Origin of the sequence: Achromobacter aegrifaciens, assembly GCF_902859965.1 — a bacterium.
GTDB lineage: Bacteria > Pseudomonadota > Gammaproteobacteria > Burkholderiales > Burkholderiaceae_B > Achromobacter > Achromobacter aegrifaciens.
Window position 1 is genome coordinate 1,011,756 of the sequence record NZ_CADIKO010000003.1, and the last position, 22,439, is coordinate 1,034,194.

Annotated in this window: 29 protein-coding genes and 1 tRNA gene; 20 read left to right on the plus strand and 10 right to left on the minus strand. The window is 64.9% G+C overall.

Annotation, left to right across the window (positions count from 1 at the left end; translation table 11 throughout):
- The first annotated feature begins 3 nt into the window (after positions 1–3).
- From HV793_RS23635 to HV793_RS23665, 7 genes are all read left to right on the plus strand, one after another.
- Positions 4–927 carry a DUF817 domain-containing protein gene (locus tag HV793_RS23635; RefSeq protein WP_119450556.1) on the plus strand — a complete coding sequence of 308 codons (924 nt, stop codon included), beginning with the start codon at positions 4–6 and terminating at the stop codon, positions 925–927.
- 192 nt (positions 928–1,119) lie between these two features.
- A complete protein-coding gene (gene rpsF / locus HV793_RS23640) occupies positions 1,120–1,497 on the plus strand; it encodes a 30S ribosomal protein S6 (RefSeq protein WP_013392507.1) in 378 nt (125 codons plus the stop codon).
- Positions 1,498–1,548: 51 nt separating this feature from the next.
- Entirely contained in the window at positions 1,549–1,872 is a 324-nt protein-coding gene (priB, locus tag HV793_RS23645; RefSeq protein ID WP_054451027.1) for a primosomal replication protein N, read from the plus strand.
- Positions 1,873–1,982: 110 nt separating this feature from the next.
- On the plus strand, positions 1,983–2,255 hold the full coding sequence (rpsR, locus tag HV793_RS23650; protein WP_006218308.1) for a 30S ribosomal protein S18: 273 nt from the start codon (positions 1,983–1,985) through the stop codon (positions 2,253–2,255).
- A 14-nt stretch (positions 2,256–2,269) separates the two neighbouring features.
- On the plus strand, positions 2,270–2,725 hold the full coding sequence (rplI, locus tag HV793_RS23655; RefSeq protein ID WP_054451028.1) for a 50S ribosomal protein L9: 456 nt from the start codon (positions 2,270–2,272) through the stop codon (positions 2,723–2,725).
- A gap of 127 nt (positions 2,726–2,852) precedes the next feature.
- The gene (locus HV793_RS23660; protein ID WP_054451029.1) at positions 2,853–3,692 is read left to right on the plus strand and encodes a BUD32 family EKC/KEOPS complex subunit; all 840 of its coding nucleotides are present in this window, start codon (positions 2,853–2,855) and stop codon (positions 3,690–3,692) included.
- A complete protein-coding gene (locus HV793_RS23665; RefSeq protein WP_054451030.1) occupies positions 3,689–5,071 on the plus strand; it encodes a replicative DNA helicase in 1,383 nt (460 codons plus the stop codon). The genes HV793_RS23660 and HV793_RS23665 overlap by 4 nt, the downstream gene beginning before the upstream one ends.
- 64 nt (positions 5,072–5,135) lie before the next feature.
- Here the strand turns inward: HV793_RS23665 and HV793_RS23670 are convergent, their stop codons facing one another.
- The 5 genes from HV793_RS23670 to HV793_RS23690 form a co-directional block, all read right to left on the minus strand.
- Entirely contained in the window at positions 5,136–6,113 is a 978-nt protein-coding gene (locus tag HV793_RS23670; protein WP_054451031.1) for a bile acid:sodium symporter family protein, read from the minus strand.
- Positions 6,114–6,249: 136 nt separating this feature from the next.
- Positions 6,250–7,230, minus strand: coding sequence for a 4-hydroxythreonine-4-phosphate dehydrogenase PdxA (pdxA, locus tag HV793_RS23675; RefSeq protein WP_175214011.1), 981 nt, complete (start codon positions 7,228–7,230; stop codon positions 6,250–6,252).
- A 46-nt stretch (positions 7,231–7,276) separates the two neighbouring features.
- Positions 7,277–7,585, minus strand: a complete 309-nt coding sequence (locus tag HV793_RS23680; protein WP_054451033.1) for a hypothetical protein — start codon at positions 7,583–7,585, stop codon at positions 7,277–7,279.
- Positions 7,586–7,627: 42 nt separating this feature from the next.
- Positions 7,628–8,086, minus strand: coding sequence for an Lrp/AsnC family transcriptional regulator (locus tag HV793_RS23685; RefSeq protein WP_054451034.1), 459 nt, complete (start codon positions 8,084–8,086; stop codon positions 7,628–7,630).
- A 109-nt stretch (positions 8,087–8,195) separates the two neighbouring features.
- A complete protein-coding gene (locus tag HV793_RS23690) occupies positions 8,196–8,801 on the minus strand; it encodes a hypothetical protein (protein ID WP_054451035.1) in 606 nt (201 codons plus the stop codon).
- Between the two features lie 184 nt (positions 8,802–8,985).
- Between HV793_RS23690 and HV793_RS23695 the strand changes: the two genes are divergently transcribed.
- Positions 8,986–9,231: a hypothetical protein gene (locus HV793_RS23695; RefSeq protein WP_054451036.1), complete on the plus strand. Its 246-nt coding sequence runs from the start codon at positions 8,986–8,988 to the stop codon at positions 9,229–9,231.
- 244 nt (positions 9,232–9,475) lie between these two features.
- Complete coding sequence (locus HV793_RS23700) at positions 9,476–9,703, plus strand: hypothetical protein (RefSeq protein WP_223283424.1); 228 nt, start codon at positions 9,476–9,478, stop codon at positions 9,701–9,703.
- A 6-nt stretch (positions 9,704–9,709) separates the two neighbouring features.
- Here the strand turns inward: HV793_RS23700 and HV793_RS23705 are convergent, their stop codons facing one another.
- Together HV793_RS23705 and HV793_RS23710 are read right to left on the minus strand one after the other, a co-directional pair.
- Entirely contained in the window at positions 9,710–10,273 is a 564-nt protein-coding gene (locus HV793_RS23705; protein WP_054451038.1) for a DedA family protein, read from the minus strand.
- Positions 10,270–11,709, minus strand: coding sequence for an aminotransferase-like domain-containing protein (locus tag HV793_RS23710; protein WP_054451039.1), 1,440 nt, complete (start codon positions 11,707–11,709; stop codon positions 10,270–10,272). Before HV793_RS23710 ends, HV793_RS23705 begins: the two co-directional genes overlap by 4 nt.
- Before the next feature lie 169 nt (positions 11,710–11,878).
- Here HV793_RS23710 and HV793_RS23715 point away from each other — a divergent pair, with 169 nt between their 5' ends.
- The 4 genes from HV793_RS23715 to HV793_RS23730 all read left to right on the plus strand — a co-directional run bounded on the left by HV793_RS23715 (position 11,879) and on the right by HV793_RS23730 (position 14,452).
- On the plus strand, positions 11,879–12,259 hold the full coding sequence (locus tag HV793_RS23715; RefSeq protein WP_175214012.1) for a hypothetical protein: 381 nt from the start codon (positions 11,879–11,881) through the stop codon (positions 12,257–12,259).
- Positions 12,260–12,279: 20 nt separating this feature from the next.
- A tRNA-Met gene (locus tag HV793_RS23720) sits at positions 12,280–12,356 on the plus strand.
- A gap of 193 nt (positions 12,357–12,549) precedes the next feature.
- A complete protein-coding gene (locus HV793_RS23725) occupies positions 12,550–12,894 on the plus strand; it encodes a hypothetical protein (RefSeq protein WP_054451041.1) in 345 nt (114 codons plus the stop codon).
- Positions 12,895–13,180: 286 nt separating this feature from the next.
- The gene (locus HV793_RS23730) at positions 13,181–14,452 is read left to right on the plus strand and encodes a TIGR03862 family flavoprotein (RefSeq protein ID WP_175214013.1); all 1,272 of its coding nucleotides are present in this window, start codon (positions 13,181–13,183) and stop codon (positions 14,450–14,452) included.
- Between the two features lie 12 nt (positions 14,453–14,464).
- Here HV793_RS23730 and HV793_RS23735 read toward each other — a convergent pair whose 3' ends face one another.
- Both HV793_RS23735 and HV793_RS23740 read right to left on the minus strand, forming a co-directional pair.
- Positions 14,465–14,872, minus strand: coding sequence for a hypothetical protein (locus HV793_RS23735; protein ID WP_054451043.1), 408 nt, complete (start codon positions 14,870–14,872; stop codon positions 14,465–14,467).
- 66 nt (positions 14,873–14,938) lie between these two features.
- A complete protein-coding gene (locus tag HV793_RS23740; protein WP_054451044.1) occupies positions 14,939–15,298 on the minus strand; it encodes a hypothetical protein in 360 nt (119 codons plus the stop codon).
- A 180-nt stretch (positions 15,299–15,478) separates the two neighbouring features.
- On the opposite strand from HV793_RS23740, the gene HV793_RS23745 reads away from it, so the two are divergent.
- The 5 genes from HV793_RS23745 to HV793_RS23765 all read left to right on the plus strand — a co-directional run bounded on the left by HV793_RS23745 (position 15,479) and on the right by HV793_RS23765 (position 19,598).
- Positions 15,479–15,610, plus strand: coding sequence for an entericidin A/B family lipoprotein (locus HV793_RS23745; RefSeq protein WP_042792633.1), 132 nt, complete (start codon positions 15,479–15,481; stop codon positions 15,608–15,610).
- Between the two features lie 171 nt (positions 15,611–15,781).
- Positions 15,782–16,213 (plus strand): BPTD_2524 family lipoprotein, encoded by a 432-nt coding sequence (locus HV793_RS23750; protein ID WP_054451045.1) that lies wholly within the window; start codon positions 15,782–15,784, stop codon positions 16,211–16,213.
- A 3-nt stretch (positions 16,214–16,216) separates the two neighbouring features.
- Complete coding sequence (locus HV793_RS23755; RefSeq protein WP_054451046.1) at positions 16,217–16,630, plus strand: hypothetical protein; 414 nt, start codon at positions 16,217–16,219, stop codon at positions 16,628–16,630.
- 97 nt (positions 16,631–16,727) lie between these two features.
- Positions 16,728–18,020: an aspartate carbamoyltransferase gene (locus tag HV793_RS23760; protein WP_054451047.1), complete on the plus strand. Its 1,293-nt coding sequence runs from the start codon at positions 16,728–16,730 to the stop codon at positions 18,018–18,020.
- 141 nt (positions 18,021–18,161) lie between these two features.
- Positions 18,162–19,598, plus strand: coding sequence for a diguanylate cyclase (locus HV793_RS23765; protein WP_175181702.1), 1,437 nt, complete (start codon positions 18,162–18,164; stop codon positions 19,596–19,598).
- 76 nt (positions 19,599–19,674) lie between these two features.
- Here the strand turns inward: HV793_RS23765 and HV793_RS23770 are convergent, their stop codons facing one another.
- Positions 19,675–20,574, minus strand: coding sequence for a recombination-associated protein RdgC (locus HV793_RS23770; RefSeq protein WP_054451049.1), 900 nt, complete (start codon positions 20,572–20,574; stop codon positions 19,675–19,677).
- Positions 20,575–20,722: 148 nt separating this feature from the next.
- On the opposite strand from HV793_RS23770, the gene HV793_RS23775 reads away from it, so the two are divergent.
- Both HV793_RS23775 and HV793_RS23780 read left to right on the plus strand, forming a co-directional pair.
- The gene (locus HV793_RS23775; protein WP_059379226.1) at positions 20,723–20,932 is read left to right on the plus strand and encodes a hypothetical protein; all 210 of its coding nucleotides are present in this window, start codon (positions 20,723–20,725) and stop codon (positions 20,930–20,932) included.
- Positions 20,933–21,405: 473 nt separating this feature from the next.
- A complete protein-coding gene (locus tag HV793_RS23780) occupies positions 21,406–22,377 on the plus strand; it encodes a fimbrial protein (protein ID WP_082400689.1) in 972 nt (323 codons plus the stop codon).
- Positions 22,378–22,439: the final 62 nt, after the last annotated feature.

Below are 22,439 nucleotides of genomic sequence, written 5' to 3' on the forward strand. Positions count from 1 at the left end.
TCCGTGAGCCATCCGGCGGCCAATGACTGGCCGCTCATCGCGGGGCTGCAGGAGTGGGAATCGCGGCTGGCCAGCAATCTGGCCGGCCGCGGCCGTTTTGGCGTGGCCCTTTACGAGTTCTTCCGCTTTGGCGTGAAGCAGGCCTGGGCCTGCCTGTTCGGCGGCCTGATGTGCGCGCTGCTGCTGGGCACGCACTGGTGGTATCCGAAAGACGCCGCGCTGGCCCGCTACGACTTCCTGACCCTGGCCGCGCTGGGCATCCAGGCGCTGCTGCTGGCGCTGCGCATGGAAACCTGGAGCGAAGCCCGCGTGATCCTGCTGTTCCATGTGGTGGGCACGGGCATGGAAGTGTTCAAGACCGCCGCGGGTTCGTGGATCTATCCCGAGGCCAGCGTGCTGCGCATCGGCGGCGTGCCGCTGTTCACGGGCTTCATGTACGCGGCGGTGGGCAGCTATCTCGCCCGCGTCTGGCGCCTGTTCGACTTCCGCTTCCGCGCGCATCCGCCGCTGGCGGCCTGCGTGGCGCTGTCGGTGCTGATCTACCTGAACTTCTTCGCGCACCACTACATCATGGATATCCGGTGGGCGCTGTTCGCGCTGACCGCCATCCTGTTCGCCCGCACCTGGGTGTATTTCCGCATTTGGCGAGTCTACCGCCGCATGCCGCTGCTGCTGGGTTTCGTGCTAGTGGCCCTGTTCATCTGGTTCGCCGAGAACATCGGCACCTTCGCCAACGCCTGGCGCTATCCAAACCAGTCGCAGGGCTGGCAACTCGTGTCCATCGCCAAGCTGGGCTCATGGTTCCTGCTGATGATCATCAGCTACGTGATGGTCGGCGTGGTCAACCGTCCCCAGGAAATCGATGTTGCCGATTTGCCTCGGCAGGCGGGGCAGGGCGATGGAAATAGTCCGTCCCTTATTTCCTGACCTGCCTCTGGCTTGCGTCTGACCGCTCAATCGGTGATAATCGAGAGCTTTCTTGCTCGACCGCCCATGGTTTTTGGGTAGCGGGCTGCCCCTTGCGGGCCACTGTTCAAGATGCATATTGCGATCCGCCCCTGATGGAAAGCGGGGGCGCAGGACGGTCGGCCAGCGAGACATCCTCAAGGAGTTTTACTCATGCGTCACTACGAAGTGGTGTTTATCGTTCACCCCGACCAAAGCGAGCAAGTGCCCGCCATGGTCGAGCGTTACCAAGCGCTGGTCACGGGCCAAGGCGGCTCGGTTCACCGCCTGGAAGACTGGGGTCGCCGTCAACTGGCCTACCCGATCCAGAAGCTCGTCAAGGCTCACTACGTCTGCCTGAACATCGAGTGCGGCCAAGCCACGCTGGATGAGCTGGAACACTCGTTCCGCTACAACGACGCCGTTCTGCGCCACCTGGTCATCAAGACCAAGAAGGCTCAAGCCACGCCCTCGATCATGATGAAGTCGGTCGAACGCGAAGAAGCCCGCAAGGCTTCGGCTGAAGCAGCAGCGCCGGCTCAGGCCGAGTAAGCAGGGCTCACGCAGAGCTCATCCCATGAAGTCCCCTCGGTGCCTGGCAGGATGAACAAGCTGGAACTCAGCGCCCGCGTTCTCGAATGCGAGCCTTTGCGCCACACTCCCGCCGGTTTGCCCGCACTGGAAATGGTGCTGGCGCACGAGTCCGAAGTCATCGAAGCAGGCCACCCGCGCCGCGTCGAACTGACTATCGCGGCCGTGGCACTGGGCGATCTGGCGTTGCTGCTGAAGGACACCGCGCTAGGGTCCGAATTGCTGGTGCAGGGGTTTCTGGCTCCCACCCGCAAGGACTCGGTGAAGGTCAAGCTGCATTTGCAGCAGGCACGCAGGATCAGCGGCAGCGCAGGGCGCGATCCGCTGGTGGCTTGAAGGGAATTGGGCAAGAGGCGCGATGAGCGCCTTCTGATTACGGATAGGTTATGGGGGTTTGGGCCCGTTTTGGGTAGAACCCGGCCCCCTCAAACAAAGAGGCACATATCATGGCTTTCTTCGGAAAACGCAAGGAAAAACGCAAATTCACGCAGCAGAACCCGCTCTTCAAGCGTCGTAAGTTCTGCCGCTTCACCGCTGCCGGCGTGGAAGAGATCGACTACAAGGATCTGGACACCCTGCGCGACTTCGTGCAAGAAAACGGCAAGATCATCCCGGCTCGCCTGACCGGCACCAAGGCAATCTACCAGCGTCAGCTGGACACCGCCATCAAGCGCGCGCGCTTCCTGGCCCTGTTGCCTTACACCGACAACCACAACTAATCCGGGGCACTGAAATGCAAGTTATTCTGCTCGAAAAAGTCGTCAACCTGGGTAACCTCGGCGAAGTCGTCCGCGTGCGTGATGGCTACGCTCGCAACTTCCTGATCCCCCAGCGCAAGGCCCGTCGCGCAACCGACGCCGCCCTGAAGGAATTCGAAGCGCGCCGCGCCGAACTGGAAAAGGCCCAGGCTGAAAAGCTGGCCGCCGCCCAGGCTCTGGGCGAGCGCGTCGCCGGCTTCCAGCTGAAGATCGTCCAGAAGGCTGGCGTCGACGGCCGTCTGTTCGGCTCGGTCACCAACGCCGACATCGCTGAAGGCCTGCGCAAGGCCGGCTTCGAAGCCGTGGAAAAGGCGCAAATCCGCCTGCCCAACGGCCAGCTGAAGTCGATCGGCGAGTTCCCGGCCCAGGTTGCCCTGCACGCCGACGTCCTGGTCGACGTGACGATCCTGGTCGAAGGCGAACTGTCCTAAGCCGGTACCCGCAGTAAAAAAGAAGCCGGCCCGCGCGCCGGCTTTTTTTCTTTTTGTCCATCGCGTATTGCGTGTAGTCTTCGGACTCCACGATCCAGGCCCCGCGCCGCATTCCTCAGAGGACGTCTTGACTCAGCCCCCCGTTCACCACAACGCGCCCCCCGGCCTGCGAGCCTGGTTGGATAGCGTGGATGCGTCGCGTGAACCTTCGGTGAGGGATGTGACGATAGATGGCGTGCGCTGCATCATCAAGCGCCGCCGTCCCGGCATCGGTCAGGGCGTGAGCTACGCGCTGCGCTATGTGCGCGCCCTGTTCCTGGGCGTGGGATGCAAGATTTTCCTCGGCGAGTTTCCACGTCCGGGCGTGTTGCTGCGCAACGGCCTGACGCACGAGTCGCAGCGCCTGGCGCAACTGCTCAAGGCCGGTTGCCGCGTGCCCGAGGTCTGGTGGCAGGAGCAAGGCCTGCTGGTGCTGGAATACGTGGGCGAAGACCTGGCCGACCTGATCCGCAACGAGGACACGACGTCCCGCTTGTGGCTGGCGCGCGCCGCGGCAGCAGATCTGGCCGCTTTCCATGCCCGCGGCATGTGGCATGGCGGCGCCCAGATCCGCAACATCACCCTGCAGGACGGCGAGCTGTGGCGCATCGATTTCGAAGAGAACATCGGTTCGACCCTGTCGCGCCCGCTGGCCCAGGCCTATGACCTGTTCCAGATGCTGGCCTCTCTGGTGTCTTTGCGTAAATTGCCGGACGACGTGGCCCGCACGCTGGGTAAACTGGCGTTCGAAGTCTATTTCGAAAGCAACCCCGACCCCGAGGTCCGAGCCCGCCTGACGCGCCTGGCGCGCGTGCTCTGCGGCATTGCCGCGCCCTTGCGCGTGGTGCTGGGCCGATTGCCCTCGCGCGATATCCAGGGATTCTTCCGCGTCGCGGACATCCTGCAGCCGTTACTATTGAAGTCATGAATACACCTGCCGACTCCCAGCTCGAATACCTGCGCGTTCCCCCCCATTCCATCGAGGCGGAACAGTCGGTTCTGGGCGGCCTGCTGCTGGACAACGCAGCCTGGGACCGCATCGCCGACGTGCTGGTCGAAGAGGATTTCTACCGGCACGACCACCGGCTTATCTGGCACCATATTGCCCGCCTGATCGGGCTGGCGCGCCCGGCGGACGTCATCACCGTCCACGAGTCGCTGGTCAGCGCCGGCAAGGCCGAGGATGCCGGCGGCCTGGCCTATTTGAACGCGCTGGCCCACAACACGCCGTCGGCCGCCAACATCCGCCGTTATGGCGAGATCGTGCGCGAGCGCGCCATGCTGCGCAAGCTGGTCGCGATCGCCGACGAGATCTCCGCGGCCGCCATGAGCCCGCAGGGCAAGGAAGCGCGCCAACTGCTGGACGAGGCCGAGTCCAAGGTGTTCCAGATCGCCCAGGAAGGCGCACGCGGCGCCGCGGGCTTCCAGGAAATCCAGCCGCTGCTGACGCAGGTGGTGGAGCGCATCGACGAGCTCTATCACCGCGAGAGTACCTCCGATGTGACCGGCGTGCCCACGGGCTTCACCGATCTGGACAAGATGACCTCGGGCATGCAGGGCGGCGACCTGATCATCGTGGCCGGCCGCCCGTCCATGGGCAAGACCTCGTTCTCGATGAACATCGGCGAACACGTCGCCATCGAGGAAGGGCTGCCGGTGGCGGTGTTCTCCATGGAAATGGGCGCGGTCCAGCTGGCCATGCGTATGCTGGGCTCCGTGGGCCTGCTGGACCAGCATCGCATGCGGACCGGCAAGCTGATCGCCGAGGACTGGCCACGCGTGACCCACGCAGTCCAGCTGATGCAGGACGCGCAGGTCTACATCGACGAATCGCCGGCGCTCAGCCCGATGGAAGTGCGGGCGCGCGCGCGCCGTCTGGCGCGCCAATGCGGCCAGCTCGGCCTGATCATCATCGACTACCTGCAGCTCATGTCGGGCAATGGCTCGGGCGAAAACCGGGCCACCGAAGTGTCGGAAATCAGCCGCTCGCTCAAGGGCCTGGCCAAGGAACTGAACTGCCCGCTGATCGCGCTGTCGCAGCTGAACCGAAGCCTGGAACAGCGTCCCAACAAGCGCCCCGTGATGAGCGACCTGCGCGAATCCGGCGCTATCGAACAGGACGCGGACGTGATCCTGTTCATCTACCGCGACGAAGTCTACAACCCCGATTCGCCGGACAAGGGCACCGCCGAGATCATCATCGGCAAGCAGCGTAACGGTCCCATTGGTTCCGTGCGTTTGACCTTCCAGGGCTCCAGTACGCGCTTCCTGAACTTCTCGGGCGCGCAGCCGCGCGACATGTACTGAACCTGTCCGGTCCAAGAAAAAACCGCGCCTCGGCGCGGTTTTGCATTGCAGCTGCGAACCCGCTTCAGGCTTGCGCCTCGGGACGCTTGCCGAAGCGCGCGGCCAGCACGCCGCACACCATCAGCTGGATCTGGTGGAACAGCATCAGCGGCAGCACGATCGCGCCCACGGCGTGGCCGGCGAACAGCACCTGCGCCATCGGAATGCCGCTGGCCAGGCTTTTCTTCGAGCCGCAGAACAGCAGCGTGATGCGGTCTTCGACATTGAAGCCGAACACGCGGCCGGCCAGGGCCGACAGACCCAGCGCCAGCGCCAGGATGACGGCGCAAGCCACCACCAGGCCCGCCAGCGCGGGGATCGGGGTCGAACTCCACAGGCCTTCGTTGATGGCTTCAGAAAACGCCGTGTAGACCACCAGCAGGATGGAGCCCTGGTCGACGAACTTCAGCATGGCCTTGCGCTTGTGCACCCAGGCGCCGATCCAGCGGCGGGCGAACTGGCCCAGCACGAAGGGCAACAGCAGTTGCAGCATGATCTTGCCGACGGCGTCGAACGAGATCGGCGCGCTGCCCGCGTTGGCGACCACCGTGCCCACCAGCAGCGGGGTGATGAAGATGCCGAGCAGGCTGGAGGCGGAGGCGCTGCACACGGCAGCCGGCACGTTGCCGCGCGCCATCGAGGTGAAGGCGATGGCCGATTGCACCGTGGCGGGCAGGCAGCACAGGAACAGGATGCCCAGATAGAGTTCGGGCGTGACCAGCGGTTCCAGCACCGGCTTGAGCGCCAGGCCCAGCAGCGGGAACATGAGGAAGGTCGCGGAGAAGATCGTGAGGTGCAGCTTCCAGTGCGTCAGGCCGGCGATGATGGCCTCGCGCGACAGGCGCGCGCCGTGCAGGAAGAACAGCAGGCCGACCGCGATGTTGGTGATCCAGCCGAACACCACCACGCCTTGCCCATGAGCGGGCACGATGCTGGCGATGATGACGGTGCAGATCAGGTAGAGGGTGAAGCGATCGGGAAGAAGGCGGGCAAGGCGTGACATGAGGGATGGAAGGGGGAGGGCGGACGGAAAGCGCCGCGGGCGCCGTAAACGGGCAGTATTGTAGTCCCCGGGACGTCTTGCTTCCTGACAGCCAGTTGTCAGCGCTGCAGGTCGTGGCAGCGCCGCAGCGCGGCGCTCAGGGCGTCATGGCCAGCGCCAGGTCGAACGCCGCGACCAGCGAGGCATGGTCGGCCAGGCCCTTGCCCGCGATGTCGAAGGCAGTGCCGTGGTCCACGCTGGTGCGCACGAAAGGCAGGCCTACCGTCACGTTCACGCCGTGGTCCAGGCCCAGGTACTTGACCGGAATGAGTCCCTGGTCGTGGTATTGCGCCACCACGATATCGAACTCGCCGCGCCGGGCGCGCATGAAGATCGTGTCGCCGGGCCAGGGCCCGCTCGCGTCTATGCCTTGCGCGCGGGCAGCGGCGATTGCGGGCTCGATGATGTCGATGTCTTCGCGGCCGAACTTGCCGCCTTCGCCCGCGTGCGGATTCAGGCCCGCGACCGCGACGCGCGGCTGGGCGATGCCCATCTGGCGGCAGGCCTGGTCGGCCAGCCGCATGGCAGTCAGTTCCGCCTGCGGCGTGATGCGCGGGATCACGTCGGCCAGCGCCACGTGTATGGTCACCAGCAGCACGCGCAACTCGTCGTTGGCCAGCATCATCGCGAAGTCTTGCGTATCCGAGCGTTCCGCGAGGATCTCGGTGTGGCCGGGATAGTCGATGCCGGCGGCATGCATGGATTTCTTGTTCAGCGGCGCGGTGACGATGGCGCGGATGCGGCCGGCCTGCGCGTCGTCGATGGCGGCGCAGACATAATCGTAGGCGCCGCGTCCCGCGGCCGCGCTGATCTGCCCCAGGGGCAGGTCGGCGGGCAGGGCGGGGCTGCAGGCGATGACGTTGATGTGGTCCGCGCCCGGCGCTGCCTGGCCGACGTCGGCGACCTCGACGATCTCCAGCCTTGCGCCCAGCTGGGCGGCGGCGCGGCGCAGCGCGCCCGCATCGCCATACACCACGCAAGGCGCGTTCAGGCCTTGCGCGTAGGCCTTGACGACGATTTCGGGACCGATGCCGGCGGCATCGCCCATGGTGATGCCTACGGGCAGGGAGGTGTTCACGATGCGGGGACTGAGGTTGTGTTGCGGATCTGGGTGGGCCGCCGCCTTACTTCGAGGAATTCTTGGGCGGCTCGATGACGCCGCATTCGAAGGTCACGGTGGCGCGCTTGGGGCCCAGGCCGGTCGCGTGGTTGGAGGTGATCTTGGGCTTGACCAGCTTGCGGTCGATCGACTGGCAATACTGTTCGGCCCGCAGCAGGGCCTGGTTCTTGATTTCCACCCAGGTCATCATCTGCGAGCCGGAGCTGTGGGTGACGCTGTAGGTGTCCTTGCCGGCGGGCGTGACCTCGCTCATGCTGGAACAGGCGGTCAGCAGGGCAAGCAATACGGCGGCGGGGGCAAGGCGTGCAAACATGAGGCGTCCTGGAATGGCGATTACCTCAATTACACCATCATTTCATGGTGCGGCCACGGCGCTGCGGCGATCGAGCTTGCGGCTCAGGACGATGGAAGTCTGGGTCTGCTTGACCCCGTCGATCAGGCCGATGCGGTCCAGCAGTTCGTCCAGCTGTTCGTGGGTTTCGCAGCGCAGGAAGATGAGGTAATCGTAGGGGCCGCTGACCGAGGAGACCTCCTCGACTTCGGGCATCTTCTCCAGTTCGCGTATTACCGCGGCGGGAGTCTTGGGCAGTACGCTGATGAAGCAATAGGCGCGCACCGCCGCTTCTTCCAGCAAGCGCCCCAGGCGCACGCCATAGCCCGCCACGATGTGCTCGCGTTCGAGCCGCGCAATGCGCGCCACCACCGTGGTACGGGCCAGGCCGAGCTTGCGCGCCAGGATGGCCGCGGGTTCGCGCGCATTGGCTTGCAGCAGGCTGAGCAGTTGCCGGTCGATGGCGTCGAGTCGTTCGTTCATACGGAAATGGGCGGCATGGAGCGAGAGGGCGCGAGTGCCGACGGTACAGGCCCGGGCCTGCCCGCGTCAATGCGCAGCCGGCCCTCGCACGCCAGCATGGCGCCAGGCGCTAGCCATCGGATTCGGGTGGAATGCCGCCTTGATAGATGCGCCCGTCGAACTCGAAGCGCGTGATGGTCTTGCGCGCAGCATCGAAGATGCGATCGCGGCTGGCATCGTCCAGGCCGTCGTGGTCGGCGAAGCTGAAGCGGCACAGATCGATGTCGCTATCGTAGAAGGCCGAATGCACATAGCGGCTGACATCGGCCTCGTGCGCGAAATGCGCGAATTCGCGCAACTGCTCCATTTCGTGGAAGGAGCCGTTACGGCTGACCAGCAACATGCCGAACTTGCGCTCTTCGTCGGCGACGGGTTCCGGCGCGGGCAGGGCGTCGGGATGCCGGGTGTCCTGATAATCGAAACGCGCGCCCAGGTCATGCATGGCGGCCAGCACGCGCTGCCATTGCGCTTCGTCCAAGGTGAGGCGGGCCGCCACGTAGAACAGGCGCTGGCGGCCCAGCGAGCGCGGTTCGGGGCCGCCGATGAAACTGTGCCAGGGAATGGCTGCGTCGAGTCCGGCCAGCTCCGCCATGCGCGCGTCGCTGTATCCCAGCCGGTCCTGCAGGCGCCGCATGGACTGGGCGTCCGGCGCAACGTAGTTCTGGATCGTCTTCATCGGAGGCCTCCGGTTGCACCGGATGCTCGCGGGCGCGCAGCCCTGGAGACGGAGCCGGTGACGTGCGCCGCCGTGCCTCTGCGGCTACGCTTCATGCTAGCGCGGCGCGCAGGGCTTGCCTAGCATGGGCCGGCGTGGCGCCGTGCTAGGATTTGCGCCGACTTCAATGCCAGGAGGCTTACACATGGACATCCAGGAACAAATCGCCGTCATCGTGCATACCATTTCGCATCAAGGCGGCCGCATCGATGCGCTGAATTCGACCGTGCTGTCGATGCTGCATCTGGCCAAGGCTTCTCCCGGCCTGCGCGAGGCCATCGAAGCCCAGCTCGAACAGAACTATTCCAGCCTGCTGGCCCGCTCCGAGAATCCGCAGTACGTGGCCGGTTTCGAGAGCGTGCGCGACATGATTCTGGGCGCCTTGAAATAGGCTGGCTTGCGGGTCCAGGCTTGCGGGAGTTACCCACAACTTCTGTGGACAAGCCTTGGGATAGTGCGGGCATAGATGTTCATTTTCCTTTAATTACAAAGGCTTGCATGGGGCGGTCAAAGCTGGCTCCATTTGCTCGCTGCGGCAGCGCTTGCTGCACGCTGCCGCAGGTCACGCAAGCCGGGTAATATGCGGCCCCATGCGGAATCAGTATTCATTGGAATGCCGGGGCGGATCGATCGCGATGCGCGTCTCGGAAGCAGCAAAGCTGGCGGCGTTCGACCCCGGCAAACTTTCCCCCGAGGCGCGCCAGAGCTGGGAGCGCATGGGGCATGGCTTCAAGGCCTGGCACGACTTCGACCAGCGCCACCCCATCCTGCGCCGCCTGGCGCGCTTGCCCCTGGTGGGCCGCTGGTACCGCAACGCGCGGCGCCGTTATGTGCTGCGCGCCAGCGGCAAGCTGGTGGTCTGAGCGCAGTTATTTGCGGCGCCTGCCCAGCAGGTGATAAGCCAGCCAGATGAGCACGCCGATCGCGATGGCCACGGCCAGCTTGGTCTCGACGCCGTGCAGGCGTCCCAGCATGGATTCGATCGTCTGGCCGAACAGATAGCCCAGGGTGCTGAAGCACACCGCCCAGATGGCGGCGGCGATGGCGTTGAGCACCAGGAAGCGCAGCGGCGGCACATTCGACACGCCCAGCGCCACTGGCCCCACCGTGCGCAGGCCGTACAGGAAACGCAGGCTCAGGATGAAGCCGTGCGGATAGCGGTCCACCGCGGCCAAGGCCTTTTCGAAAGCGGGCTTCTCGCGGATGCGCCGGACATAGCGATGATCGCGATAGCGGCGGCCCAGCAGGAACAGGGCCTGGTCCGCAAGGAATGAACCGGCGAACGCGCACAGCACCACATAGGGCAGGTGCAGCAGGTGCTGGTGTGCGAGGAAGCCGGCGAAAACGACCACGCTTTCGCCTTCGAGCAGCGTGCCGGCCAGCACCGCCCACAGGCCGTAGTCGACGATGAACTGGTGCAGGGCGGGATTCATCTGGGCCGCTCGCCCACGATGCGCGCGAGCGTTTGCAGCGCAGCGGTGATCTCGGGCGTGGTGCGTTGTCCGCAGCTGATGCGCAGGAAATGGTTGTAGCGTGTGCCATTGGAGAACATGGCGCCCGGCGCGACCCGTATGCCTTGCCGGAGCGCGGCTTCGAACACGTCCATGCCCGAGCGTCCGTCGGGCATCTCCACCCAAAGCAGCATGCCGCCCTGCGGCACGCTCAGGCGGGTGCCGGAAGGGAAGTGCGCAGCGATGGTCTCGGCCGTCTGGTCGCGCTGCATCTTCAGGTGCCGGCGCAGGCGCGACAGATGGCGGTCGTAGGCGCGCGAGCCCATGAACTCGGCCACGGCAATTTGCGCCAATGGTTCGTTGGGCCGGCTCTGGGCGAACTTCAGCATGGCGATGCGGGCCTTCCAGCGGCCGCCCAGCAGCCAGCCCAGGCGCATGCCTGGCGCCAGCGTCTTGTGCATGGACGAACAATAGATGACGTTGCCGGTCGCGTCCCAGGACTTGGCGGCGGCCAGCGGCGTGTCGTCGTCCGTCAGCGCGCCGTAGGTGTCGTCTTCGATCAGGGGCACCTGCTGGCGTTCGCACAGCGCAACCAGCCGCGCCTTTTCCGCGTCGGGCATGACGCAGCCCAGCGGGTTCTGGAAATTGGGCACCACCACCACGGCGCGGATGTTGCCGTGGGTCTGGAACGCCAGGTCCAGCGCTTCGATCGACAGGCCGTGCTGCGGGCTGGTGGGAATCTCCAGCGCCCGCATGCCCAGGCTTTCCAGGATCTGCAGCAGGCCGAAGTAGGCGGGCGATTCGACCGCAATCGTGTCGCCGGGCCGCGCCACCGCGCGCAGCGCCAGGTTCAGCGCTTCTATGCAGCCATGCGTGACGATGACGTCGTCCGGCGTGGCGTTGATGCCGTTTGCCAGTGCGCGGCGGGCGAGCACGGTGCGCAGGTCCGGATGCCCCTGCGGCGGAACCGGGCTGACCAGCACCTGCGGCGACTGGCGCAGAGCGCGGATCATGGCCTGCTTAAGTTCTTCCAGCGGATAGGCTTCGGGCACTGCCGCGGCCAGGGCGAAGTTGGCGCTGACCGGATGCGCTTCGCACTTGGCCACGAAGTCCGAGACCCGATCGTGGATGCCCACGTATTGCGCCGCGCCCAGTGCCTGGCGGATGTCCGGCTCGTCCACGGGCGGGATGGTGTTGCGGCGGGGCTTGAGCACGAAGTAGCCCGAGCGGGGCCGCGCTTCGATCAGGCCGTCGTCTTCCAGCTGGCGGCAGGCCTGCAAGGCCGTGGACAGGCTGACGTGGTGGGTGCGCACCAGCGTGCGGACCGAGGGCATGCGCTGGGCGGGCGCCAGCACGCCGGTCTGGATGGCGCGCCGGTAATGGTTGGCCAGGCGTAGATAGAGCGGTTGCGGATCCATGCGCCGATCATGCTCCCCGAGGTTGGTGTGAGACTAGGCACAGATTCAAGCAAAGTACACCATAACAGCGCGGAAATCGAGGATCTGCATCGGTACAGAAACCTCGGGGGTGTGACTGTTGCGCATAGCAGGGCGCGCGTAGTCTGTAGTTGTCCCACAGGAGACGACGATGATTGCGACTTACACCCCAGATGCCCAGGCCCGCCGGCTGGAACTTGCCGCCGGCGCCAGCCGGAAACTGGTCCTGCGCGCCGGCGCCACGCTGGTGTGCGTCAGCGGCAGCGTGCGGATCGAGGAACCCGTGAATGGCCCGGAAGCCGCGGGCGGACTGCCTCGCCCGGTATCGGTGCGCATTAATGCGGGTGAGGGGCATGGCCTGGGCTACGGCGGCGTGGCGCAGGTCACGGCCATCGGCCAGGCCGAGGTGATATGCCTGGACGTACCGGGCTATGCGCAGCGCTTTTTTCAGGCGGCGGCCGCATTTTTTCGGCTGGATTTAGCCAAAAACCGAAAAAATTCCCTCGGTGCGCTGCACAAGATTTCAAAATGATGTATGATTCACACATCAGACGCGGGGTGGAGCAGTCTGGCAGCTCGTCGGGCTCATAACCCGAAGGTCGTAGGTTCAAATCCTGCCCCCGCAACCAGTTTCAAGCAGAAGAAAGCCGCGATATTCATCGCGGCTTTTTTTCGTCTTGCGGCAGGATTTCCCGCGCCGCTTGCTCTGCGTCAAACCTTTGTTCCAGTCCGGACTTTCCCTGGTGTTCACGGCCGCACAGGCCCGCAGCCCTGCGCTACCATGGGTCACGCGCGCTAGGTTGCCGCACTCGAGGAGGGTCCATGGGAACAGCAAAATACGATCATCCCGGCTATGTCGCCGATACGGGCGCTGACGGCAAGTACCACGTGGGCATCTGGTGCCCCCACGGCTATCCCGCCCATATCCATATCGGCAGGCCCGCCGAACGTGGCGATCCCCAGGCGATGCTGCGCCTGCGCATACCGGACGGGGTGTTCCAGTCCTTGCCCGACGATCCTGAAACCCTTTGCCGCCGTGCGCTGGGCCAGGCGCTGGGTGCGGGCCTGTTGCCGTCCGTCTCGGTGGATGGCGAATACCAGGAACTGCGTTTCCAGATCGACGCCGAACCCTGGTCCGGCCCGATGCAGTCGGCCGCCCACGCCTGAATCCTGGCCGCGAGCCCAGGTTGAATTACCCACAGCAACTGTGGACAAGCCTTGGGATAGCCTCTGCGCATTTCGGGTTTTCCCTGCCAGAACAATGACTTGGTAACGCCGGTCAATAAACGCCCCACTGGGGCGTTTATTGCTTCCCTCCTGCACGACGGTCCGGCTATGCGACAATCTTTTCCCTCCCTGGCGTGCCCGCCCCTGTTTTGCCATTCCCTCCCGGTCCGTTCCCCATGCTTAGTGCTACGCGTATCCATTCCTGCGGCCTGAAGGCGCCGACGCCATGAGTCCAGCTGTCGCGCGCGTCGCCGTCATCGGCGGCGGTCCCGCCGGTCTGATGGCCGCCGAGCGCCTGAGCGCGCAAGGCGTGCAGGTGGATGTGTTCGATGCGATGCCATCGGTCGGCCGCAAGTTCCTGATGGCGGGGCGGGGCGGCCTGAATCTGACCCACAGCGAGCCGGCCGAGCCGTTCCTGGCGCGTTACGGCGACCGCGCGTCCCATGTCGCGCCTTGGCTGCAGGCGCTCGACGCGGACGGATTGCGGGAATGGACCCACGGACTGGGCATCCAGACCTTCGTGGGTTCGTCCGGCCGGGTTTTTCCCCAGGAGATGAAGGCGGCGCCCCTGTTACGGGCCTGGCTGGCCAGGCTGCGCGCCGGCGGCGTGCGCCTGCACATGCGGCACCGCTGGCTGGGATGGCCGGCGGGTTCCCGGCCTGGCCCGGGCGCGCTGCGCTTTGATACGCCCGAGGGCGAGCAGTGCTACGCGGCTGACGCCGTGGTGCTGGCGCTGGGCGGAGGCAGCTGGGCCAAATTGGGATCGGATGGCGCCTGGGTCGACGGCCTGCAAGCGCACGGCGTTACGGTCGCGCCGCTACGGCCGGCCAATTGCGGATTCGACGTGGCGTGGTCGGATCATTTTCGCGAACGCTATGCGGGACAGCCCGTGAAATCCGTGGCCATGGCCTGCGAAACCGCAGCCGGCGTGGCTCCCGCCCGTCAGGGAGAGTTCGTCGTGTCGGAAACCGGCATAGAAGGCAGCCTGGTGTATGCCCTGTCCGCGCCGCTGCGCGACCGTATCGATGCCCAAGGCCATGCCGTCGCCATGCTGGATCTGGCTCCGGACTGGTCGCAGGAGAAAGTGATGGCTGCCGTGACGCACCCGCGCGGCTCGCGGTCAATGTCCAGCCATCTGCAAAGCCGGTTGGGGCTGACCGGGGTCAAGGCGGGGTTGCTGCGCGAATGCGCCTCGGCGGAAGATTTCCGCGACCCCGAGCTGCTGGGCCTGCGCATCAAGGCCTTGCCGCTGCGTCTGCTGCGTGCGCGGCCTATCGACGAAGCGATCAGCACCGCAGGCGGCGTGTCGTTCGCCGCGCTGGATTCCGGCCTGATGCTGCGCGAAATCCCAGGCGTGTTCTGCGCAGGGGAAATGCTGGATTGGGAGGCGCCGACAGGCGGCTATCTGCTGACGGCCTGCATGGCGAGCGGCGTGGCCGCCGCGGCCGGAGCGATTGAATTCTTGCGATCGGGTGGGCGCGGCCAGGCGGATGCCTGAAGCCGCATGAGCTCAGGAGCCCGAGGAATAGGGCGCCAGGCCCAGCGGCGCGCGCGGCGCCAGATCGCCGACGACGTGGCCCACGACGGGTTCGCCCCCTTCCGGTTGCGTGACGATGCCGATGACGCGGGTAATCGCGCTGGCCGGAATGTCCGTGCCGTGCGCGGGATCCTGCACCAGTTGCCAGATGGTGGCTTCTTCGGGGACTGCGGTCTGTTCGGTCAGGTCGGAGCTGTCCAGGCAGCTGCGGGCAAAGGCCGACCAGTCCGATGCGTTGCAAGGCAAGCCGTGAGCGGTGGCCAGGCGGGCCAGGGCCAGCGGCGCGTCTGCCTGGCTGGCCGCATGCTGGGCGGCGGCTCCCAGGGAGACATCCAGCGACAGCAGGCGCAGGAACTCTACGACGTTGTCGGTATTCTTCATTGTGCGGTCTCCTGTGGTGACTGTTCTGGTTATGGCCCTGAGCCTGCAGGCAAGCCGGGCGGCGTTTCAGGCCGGGCCTTGGCCCAGCATCGATACCAATGACTTTTTCAGGCGTGCCGAAAAAATCGGTACCGTATGGGACACCCCATCGCGGTCGACGCCCTCTTTGAGTTCGACCGATTGGCCGAGGAAAATATCCGGTGCGGCGCCAATTTCGTTGTAGCGGGCCAGCAATTCGTTCACGTTCTGCTGCGCGTCGGCGAGCGTGCTGCTTTCAGCCAGCTTGCCAGCGGCATGCGCCTGCAAAATGCGATGGAGATCGTCGATGAAGAGCGCCAAAGCCGCCTGCCCGCGGCACTGCGGCTGTTCCCAGCCCCAGCCCTGGTGGGCCGAGCCGGCGCTTTGCGATGTGTGTTTCTTGGTCATGTCCGCATCCTAATCGATTGGCGCTAAATGCGCGACAGGCGAACGCAAGCCTTTCCAACGGCGTTTGATCCCGGCTCAGCCTCCCATAGGGGAGCCGCCGCGAGCCGATCCGGTCGATGCGCAAATGAGGGTCTTTGGGGTATGCTGGCTTCACTTTCCAAGCCCAGACAGGAGATGTCTATGAAGAACAAAGTCTTTCTCGTCATGTTGCTTTCGATCGCCGCGCTCTCGGCCGGTTGCAACACCGTAGCGGGGGCAGGCAAGGACATCCAGCGGGGCGGCGAGAAGATAGAGGGCGCCGCCACCAAGTAGGCCCGCGCCCTGCGCCGCAATCCGGCCTGGAAGCCGCGAGACATGCCTTGGCATCCCTCTCGCGGCTTTTTTGTTGGCGCGCTACGTAGAAAGGGGCTGCAAGCGGGAGGCGGTGCGAGGGCTTTCCCCCTGGCATAATTCGCGGAGTTGAATTCGATCGTGGGAAGTGTCATGCGCAAGTCTTTGTGGTTGGGAATGGCGTTTGCGGCCTTGTTGGCCGGCTGCGCGAGCAAAGGGGTCTACGAATCCGATGCCGTCGTCACGGAGACCTTCACCGTCAATACCAACTACGAAGCGGCTTTCCGCCGGGCCGGCGAGTACGTGCGCACCTGCCACGTGCAAGTGCAGCACGCCTATAACGTCGCCTATGCCTGGCGCCACGTGAAGGGCGAAAAGGGTGCGCCGGACGAAGTGCAGCTCTATAAGGTGACGGAACCCGCCAAGGTGCTGGAACTGATTGCCGCCGAAAGCGCCAGCCCCTCCACCGCCAAGGTAACCATCACGGTCTTGGGCGAAGGGCGTTGGGACGCTGCTGAAATCGCCGCTGCCCGCGCCTCCATCCAGAGCGCAACGCCGGTCTGCCGCAAGGGCGGCGAAGGCTGATCCATGGATGCCCGCGCCCAGCAGATCCGTGCTAGCGGCCTGTCGTTCTCGCTGCTGGCGGGGGCGTTCCGCTTCCTGGGCTGGCTCAATGGGGGCGCGGCGCTGGTCCTGACGGGGTTTTCGCTGGGCGTGGTCGGCGGCGATATCGCCGCGCCGGATCTGCAACTGCCGCTGGCGCTGCTGCTGGGCGGCCTGCTGGCCGCCTGCCTGGGAATTCTGTTTGCCTACCTGGCGCAGGTCAGCCTGTTGCGCCAGGGCTACACCGGACATCTGACGCGTGCCCACTGGCCCGCGCAGCTTCTGGCCATGGTTTGTTATCTGATCAGTGCGCTTGCCTTCTGCGCCGCCTGCTGGCTGGCGGCTGGACAGGCGGTCACGGATGCGCCTCAGACGACGACCGCCTATGCGAGGCGGTAGTTGCGGGTAAACCCGTGTGCGCAAAAGTGTTGGACTTGAATTTGTGTTGAGAATAATATGCGCAGTGCGTATATAAATCTCCTGTTCGGGGCCCGTCATGACCATTTCCCAGCAAGCCTTCCTGCGCGACGCCATGCGGCGCCTGAATCTCACCCGCGACGTGTTCGCGACCCGCATCGGCGTCAAACGCCGGGCGCTTGATACCTGGTTGCTGCCCGAGGGCTCGCAGGAATTCCGCGCCATGCCGGAAGTGGTGCAGCGCTTCGTGAGCGAAATCGTCCAGAACGGTGTTTTGCTGGAAAAATATACGCAAAGCGTACAAGAAGGTCCGCTGCGTGACCGCATCGCCGTGGAAGGCAAGCACCAGCTGCTGTCGGTGGACCAGTTCACCCGTGAATCGGTCGAGGACCTGTTCCGCGTGGCCGACATGATGCAGCCCATCGCCCGCCGTCAGAAAGTGTCGCGCGTGCTGGAAGGCGCGGTGCTGGGCAACCTGTTCTTCGAGGCCAGCACCCGTACCCGCGTGAGCTTCGGTTCGGCATTCTGCCGCCTGGGCGGCTCGGTCTGCGACACCACCGGCTTCACGTTCTCGTCCATGGCCAAGGGCGAGTCGATCTACGACACCAGCCGCGTCATGAGCGGCTACGTCGACGCCATGGTCATCCGCCATCCGGACCAGGGTTCCGTCGCGGAATTCGCGCGCGCCACCAACATCCCCGTGGTCAACGGCGGCGACGGCCCGGGGGAACACCCTAGCCAGGCCCTGCTGGACCTGTACACGATCCTGACCGAGTTCTCGCGCCTGGGCAAACTGCTGGACGGCGCGCACATCGCCATGGTCGGCGACCTGAAGTACGGCCGCACCGTGCACTCGCTCATCAAGCTGATGGCGCTGTACAAGAACGTGAAGTTCTCGCTGGTGTCGCCCAAGGGCCTGGAAATGCCGGCCTACATCATCGAGCAGGCCAGCCGCAACGGCAACATCATCGAGCAGAAGAGCACGCTGGCCGAAGGCCTGGCCGGCGCCGACGTGATCTACGCGACGCGCGTGCAGAAAGAGCGCTTCGCCAACGAAGAAAACGAAGGCTACACGCCGGATTTCCAGATCAGCCGCGCCATCATCGACGCCTACTGCGGCCCCGATACCATCGTGATGCACCCGCTGCCGCGCGACAGCCGTCCCGGCGCCAACGACCTGAGCGTGGACCTGAACCACGATCCGCGCCTGGCCATCTTCCGCCAGACCGACAACGGCATTCCCATCCGCATGGCGATCTTCGCAGTTCTGCTGGGCGTGGAGGGCCTGGTGCAGCACTCCTTGCGCGACGTGACCTGGCAGCATCCGTCGCACGTGGGTCCGGACGATTCCGCTTTCCACGGACTCGAATAAGCGCGCGGCGCCGGGTCGAATACCCCTTGGACTCCAGCCGCTACGCGGCCTGGAGCCGGGGTTTTCAAGCATAATCCGCGCTGGCTTTTTCTGTCGCGTGTCGTTTCCGGACACGCCGTAGGGCCTACGGACGGATTATCTATGTCTACTAGCAGTGTTGGCGTCGTGCCATCTTCCGATCGGCACGCCGGCGCATCCGGCCAGGCGTGCTACCTGAGCGCATCCGACGAGCAGGCCTGGATAGCGGTCTACCAGTCGGTTGACGCCTATACGCGCGGGCAGGTCGCCGCAGTGGTGGGCGACAGCCTGTCCGCCCTGGTCGACGCCTTTTATTCCACGCTGCTGGCCGACGCCGAAGCCGGCCCCCGCCTGTCCCACGACATCGTATCCAGCCGTTTGCACGCGGGCATGACCCGCTGGCTCAAGGGGCTGCTGTGCGTGCGCGACCAGGGCGACATCGCCGTCCTGATGGCTACGCAGAAAAAAGTGGGCGAGGTGCACGCCCGCGTCCACATTCCGATCCATCTGGTGATGGCGGGCGCCCGCATCCTGAAGAACGAGATCGCGCTGCGCCTGCGCGCCAGCGACCTGGACGGCATGGCCGCATCGGTCGCCACCCAGTACGTGTGCAATCTGTTCGACCTGGCGGTCGAGCAGATGAGCCGCGCCTTCATGCGCGACATCAGCCGCGGCGCCCGCAACGACGAGGCCTATCGCCTTTTCGCCCTGGGCCAGAACATTTCCACGGAACGCGAACGCCAGCGCGCCGCCTTGCTGGAATGGAGCCAGGCGGTGCTGATCGGCTTGCATTACCGTGCGCCAGGGCAAAGCCTGCCGCGGCTGGCGGCCTCGGAATTCGGGCTGTGGCTGCAGCACAAGGGCGGGGCGATGTTCGAAAGCGCTCCGGGCCTGCAGCAGATCACGGACGCCGTCGCGCAGTTGGACTCGGTAGTGCTGCCGCAATTGATGCGGGGCGAAGAACAGGGGCTCGCCGCCTCGATGCCGGACCACGTGCGCGAATTGCAGGAGCTGGTGGCGCGCATCAAGCATCTGCTCAACGGCCTGTTCGACATGGTGGCCGAAATCGAGAGCGGCAGCGATCCCCTGACCAATGTGCTGAACCGGCGCTTCCTGCCCTCGGTGGTCGGGCGCGAAATCTCGATCGCGCGGCGCCAGCGCAGCGCATTCTCCGTCCTGTTGCTGGACATCGACCATTTCAAGGCCATCAACGACCAGCACGGCCATTCGGGCGGCGACCAGGTGTTGCGCCAGTTTGCGGAAGTGCTGCACCAATCGTGCCGCTCCAGCGATTTCGTGTTCCGCTACGGCGGCGAGGAATTCCTCGTGGTGCTGGTGGATGCGCAGCAGGAGGCCGCGCTGGCGACGGCCGAGAAGCTGGGCGCGGAGATCCGCCGCCATGTGTTCAACATCCCCGAGGCGGGGCCGCTGCATATCACGGCCAGCATCGGCGTGGCGACCTTCGACGGCCACCCGGACTATGCCTATCTGATCGACCGCGCCGACCAGGCGCTCTACCAGGCCAAGCAGGCCGGCCGCGACCGCGCCGTGGCGGCCTGAGGCCCGGCGCGCGCATGAAAAAGGCCGCCCGGTCAGGGGCGGCCCGCGGTTTGCCTGGCGCCATGGCGCCCGCGGCTTACACCTTCTTTTCGCCGCCGAGCGCGTCGACCAGTTCGGCCATCATCTTGGCCAATTCGCCCGTCATCAGCATCATGTCGGAATCGAACTTCTCGTCGTCGTTGGCGGCCACGCCTTCGTTGCCTTCCTTCAGCACGTCCAGGGGCGCGACGCGCTTGACGTCCAGGCCTTCGGTCAGCACGAACGAAATGCGGTCGGCCCAGGTCATGGCCAGGCGGGTGCACTGCTTGCCCGACTGGATATGGCGGCGCACGTCATCGGCGTCGATCGAATGCTTGACGTAGCGGATCGCTGCGCCGCTTTCGCCCGACGAACGCAGCTCGGTGTCCTGGTCGATCGAGAAGTTGGCCGGAGCCTCGTCCTCGGCCAGCCAGCCGGTCATGGCCGAAGCCGGCGACTGCGCCACGTACAGGTTTTCGAGCGGGAACGGATCCACGCACTTGGCCAGGAGGCCGATGACTTCGTCGGCCTTGGCCGAGGCGGCCGCGTCGATCACCAGCCAATGGTTCTGCGGATCGATCCAGACGCGCGTGTCGCGGTACACGCTGAAGGCGCGCGGCAGGAGCTCGTCGGTGACGCGTTCCTTGATTTCCTTCATTTGCTTGCGGCCCGGCTTGTAGCCTTGCTGCTCTTCGATTTCCTGGGCGCGGGCCTTGGCGACCTGGTTCACCACGGTGCCAGGCAGCAGCTTCTTTTCGGCGCGCAGGCTCAGCAGGATCTGGCCGTTGACCACATGCGCCAGGCCGCCGTTCTCGCGCGGAGGAACCCAGCCCAGGCTTTGCATTTCGAGGTTGTTGCCGCTTTGGTAGGCATGCCGCGCGAGCGTTTCTTCAAGCTGGTCGCCGACCAGCGTCCACGGCGAGGAGAGGCGATAAATCTTGAGATTCTTGAACCACATGAGCGTCGGCCAAAAGGGTTGATTCTATACGACCCGGCCGCTTTGCCGAAGTGCGGCAATACCGCAGCGTGACGCGACACCTTCTGTCACTGACAGCGGCGGGCCGATGCGCTACTGTCCGCGCAGCAAGTCGAACTGGAGATAAAAAATGAAGATCATCGGCGCCATTCTGATCGTCCTGGGTATCGCCGCCCTGGCCTACAAGGGCTTCAACTACAAGTCCGAGGAGACCGTGCTGCAGATCGGTTCGGTGAAGGCCACCGCCGAGACCGAGAAGTCGGTGGCGATTCCGGCCTGGGCCGGCATTGCGGCCATCGTGGCCGGCGTGGTGGCGATCGGCGTCGGCATGCGCCGCTGACTGCGGGCTGTCTGCAAGATCCGCCGATGGCGACCGCAGGGTCGCCATTTTTGCGCGCGCAGGCAAAAAAAAGCGGCCCGGCTCATTGAGGGCCGGGCCGGTACGGGAGCACGCAATACCGCGTCATAAAAGGCTCGCGGGGAACGCGGTATCGGTGTCAGAACACTGGCCCTGCAATCGTCCGACAGGGGGATCAATCGTCGGTCAATCTGGCGCAAGGCCGTAATCTGAGCGCCCAGTCTAATGGCGCGGGTCTGACATGGTCCTGAAAGTGCGGACTCAATTGCGATGGAGCGACATAGGCGAATTCGGACAGGGCCTATCGTCGGCGACCTTGGTCTGGGACTGGGCTGATTTTCCGCCTCGGGTCGAAAAAATACACTTTTCTCTCGCTATCGAGGTTTGTCGATGCCGGTCTTCGGTACTCAGAACTCGTACTTTTCGGCGAGGTGATGCGTGATGCGAGGTGAAACATGAAGAAAGCAGTCCGGCTCCTGGCTGCGGCTGGCGCAATTGTCCTGTCGCACTTGTTTGCAAACGACAGCTCGGCGGCAATTTGTACGAATCCGTACGCGTTCACGCTTCAAGGTCCCGCTTCTATTGCCTTCGACCCTGCGCTTACTGTCGGCGCCACGCTTTGGAGCGGTTCTGTCAATGCATCCAGTGGCGGTAGCGGTGGCTGCAGTTCCGGTACGTTCAGGATTGATTTCGTGGGTTCGAAGACCTACCAGGGAAACAATCTCTACGATTCTGGGATTTCGGGGATCGGCTACAGGCTGAAGTTCACAAGCTCGGGATCTTGCACCAAAGTCTGGTGGCCGTCTTCGTGCACCGACTCATGGTCGGGCACGATGGGTACTCACAGCCTTCTGGTCGAACTGGTGAAGACCGGGCCGATCACAACCGGCGGAACGTTGAGCGGGATATTCGCGGAATGGAAGGTCGGCGCTGAACAGTACTTGCGCTACAGTTGGCGGGGCAGTGTCACCGTCAAGCCGGTGATCCCTACCTGCAAAGTCGCCACGCCGTCCATTCCCGTCCCGCTCGGCACCATTCCAGCCAGCAAGTTCTCTGGGGTGGGAAGCACTTCGAAGTCCGAGAGCTTCAACATCGCATTGCAGTGCTCGGGTGGCGACGCCGGCCGCACCACCGACATCCATCTGACCTTGACCGACCAGACTGCGCCTTCCAACCGCACGGCCGTGCTGTCGCTGACCTCGGGGTCAACGGCGCAGGGTTTAGGCATTCAGGTCAAGAGCGGGACGACGCTTATCAGCTATGGCCCCGACTCGGCTGCGCAGGACAACCCCAATCGTTGGTACGCGGGGGCGGCCGCCAATGGCACGTTCCTGATCCCGCTGTCGGCGAGCTACGTGCAAACCGGGGCCACGGTCAAGGGTGGATCGGCCAATGGCCGGGCGACGTTCACGATGAGCTATCCATAGCCCCCAATGCGCGCGCAAAAAAAAAGCTCCATAAGGAGCTTTTGAAAGGCCGGGCGGGCGCA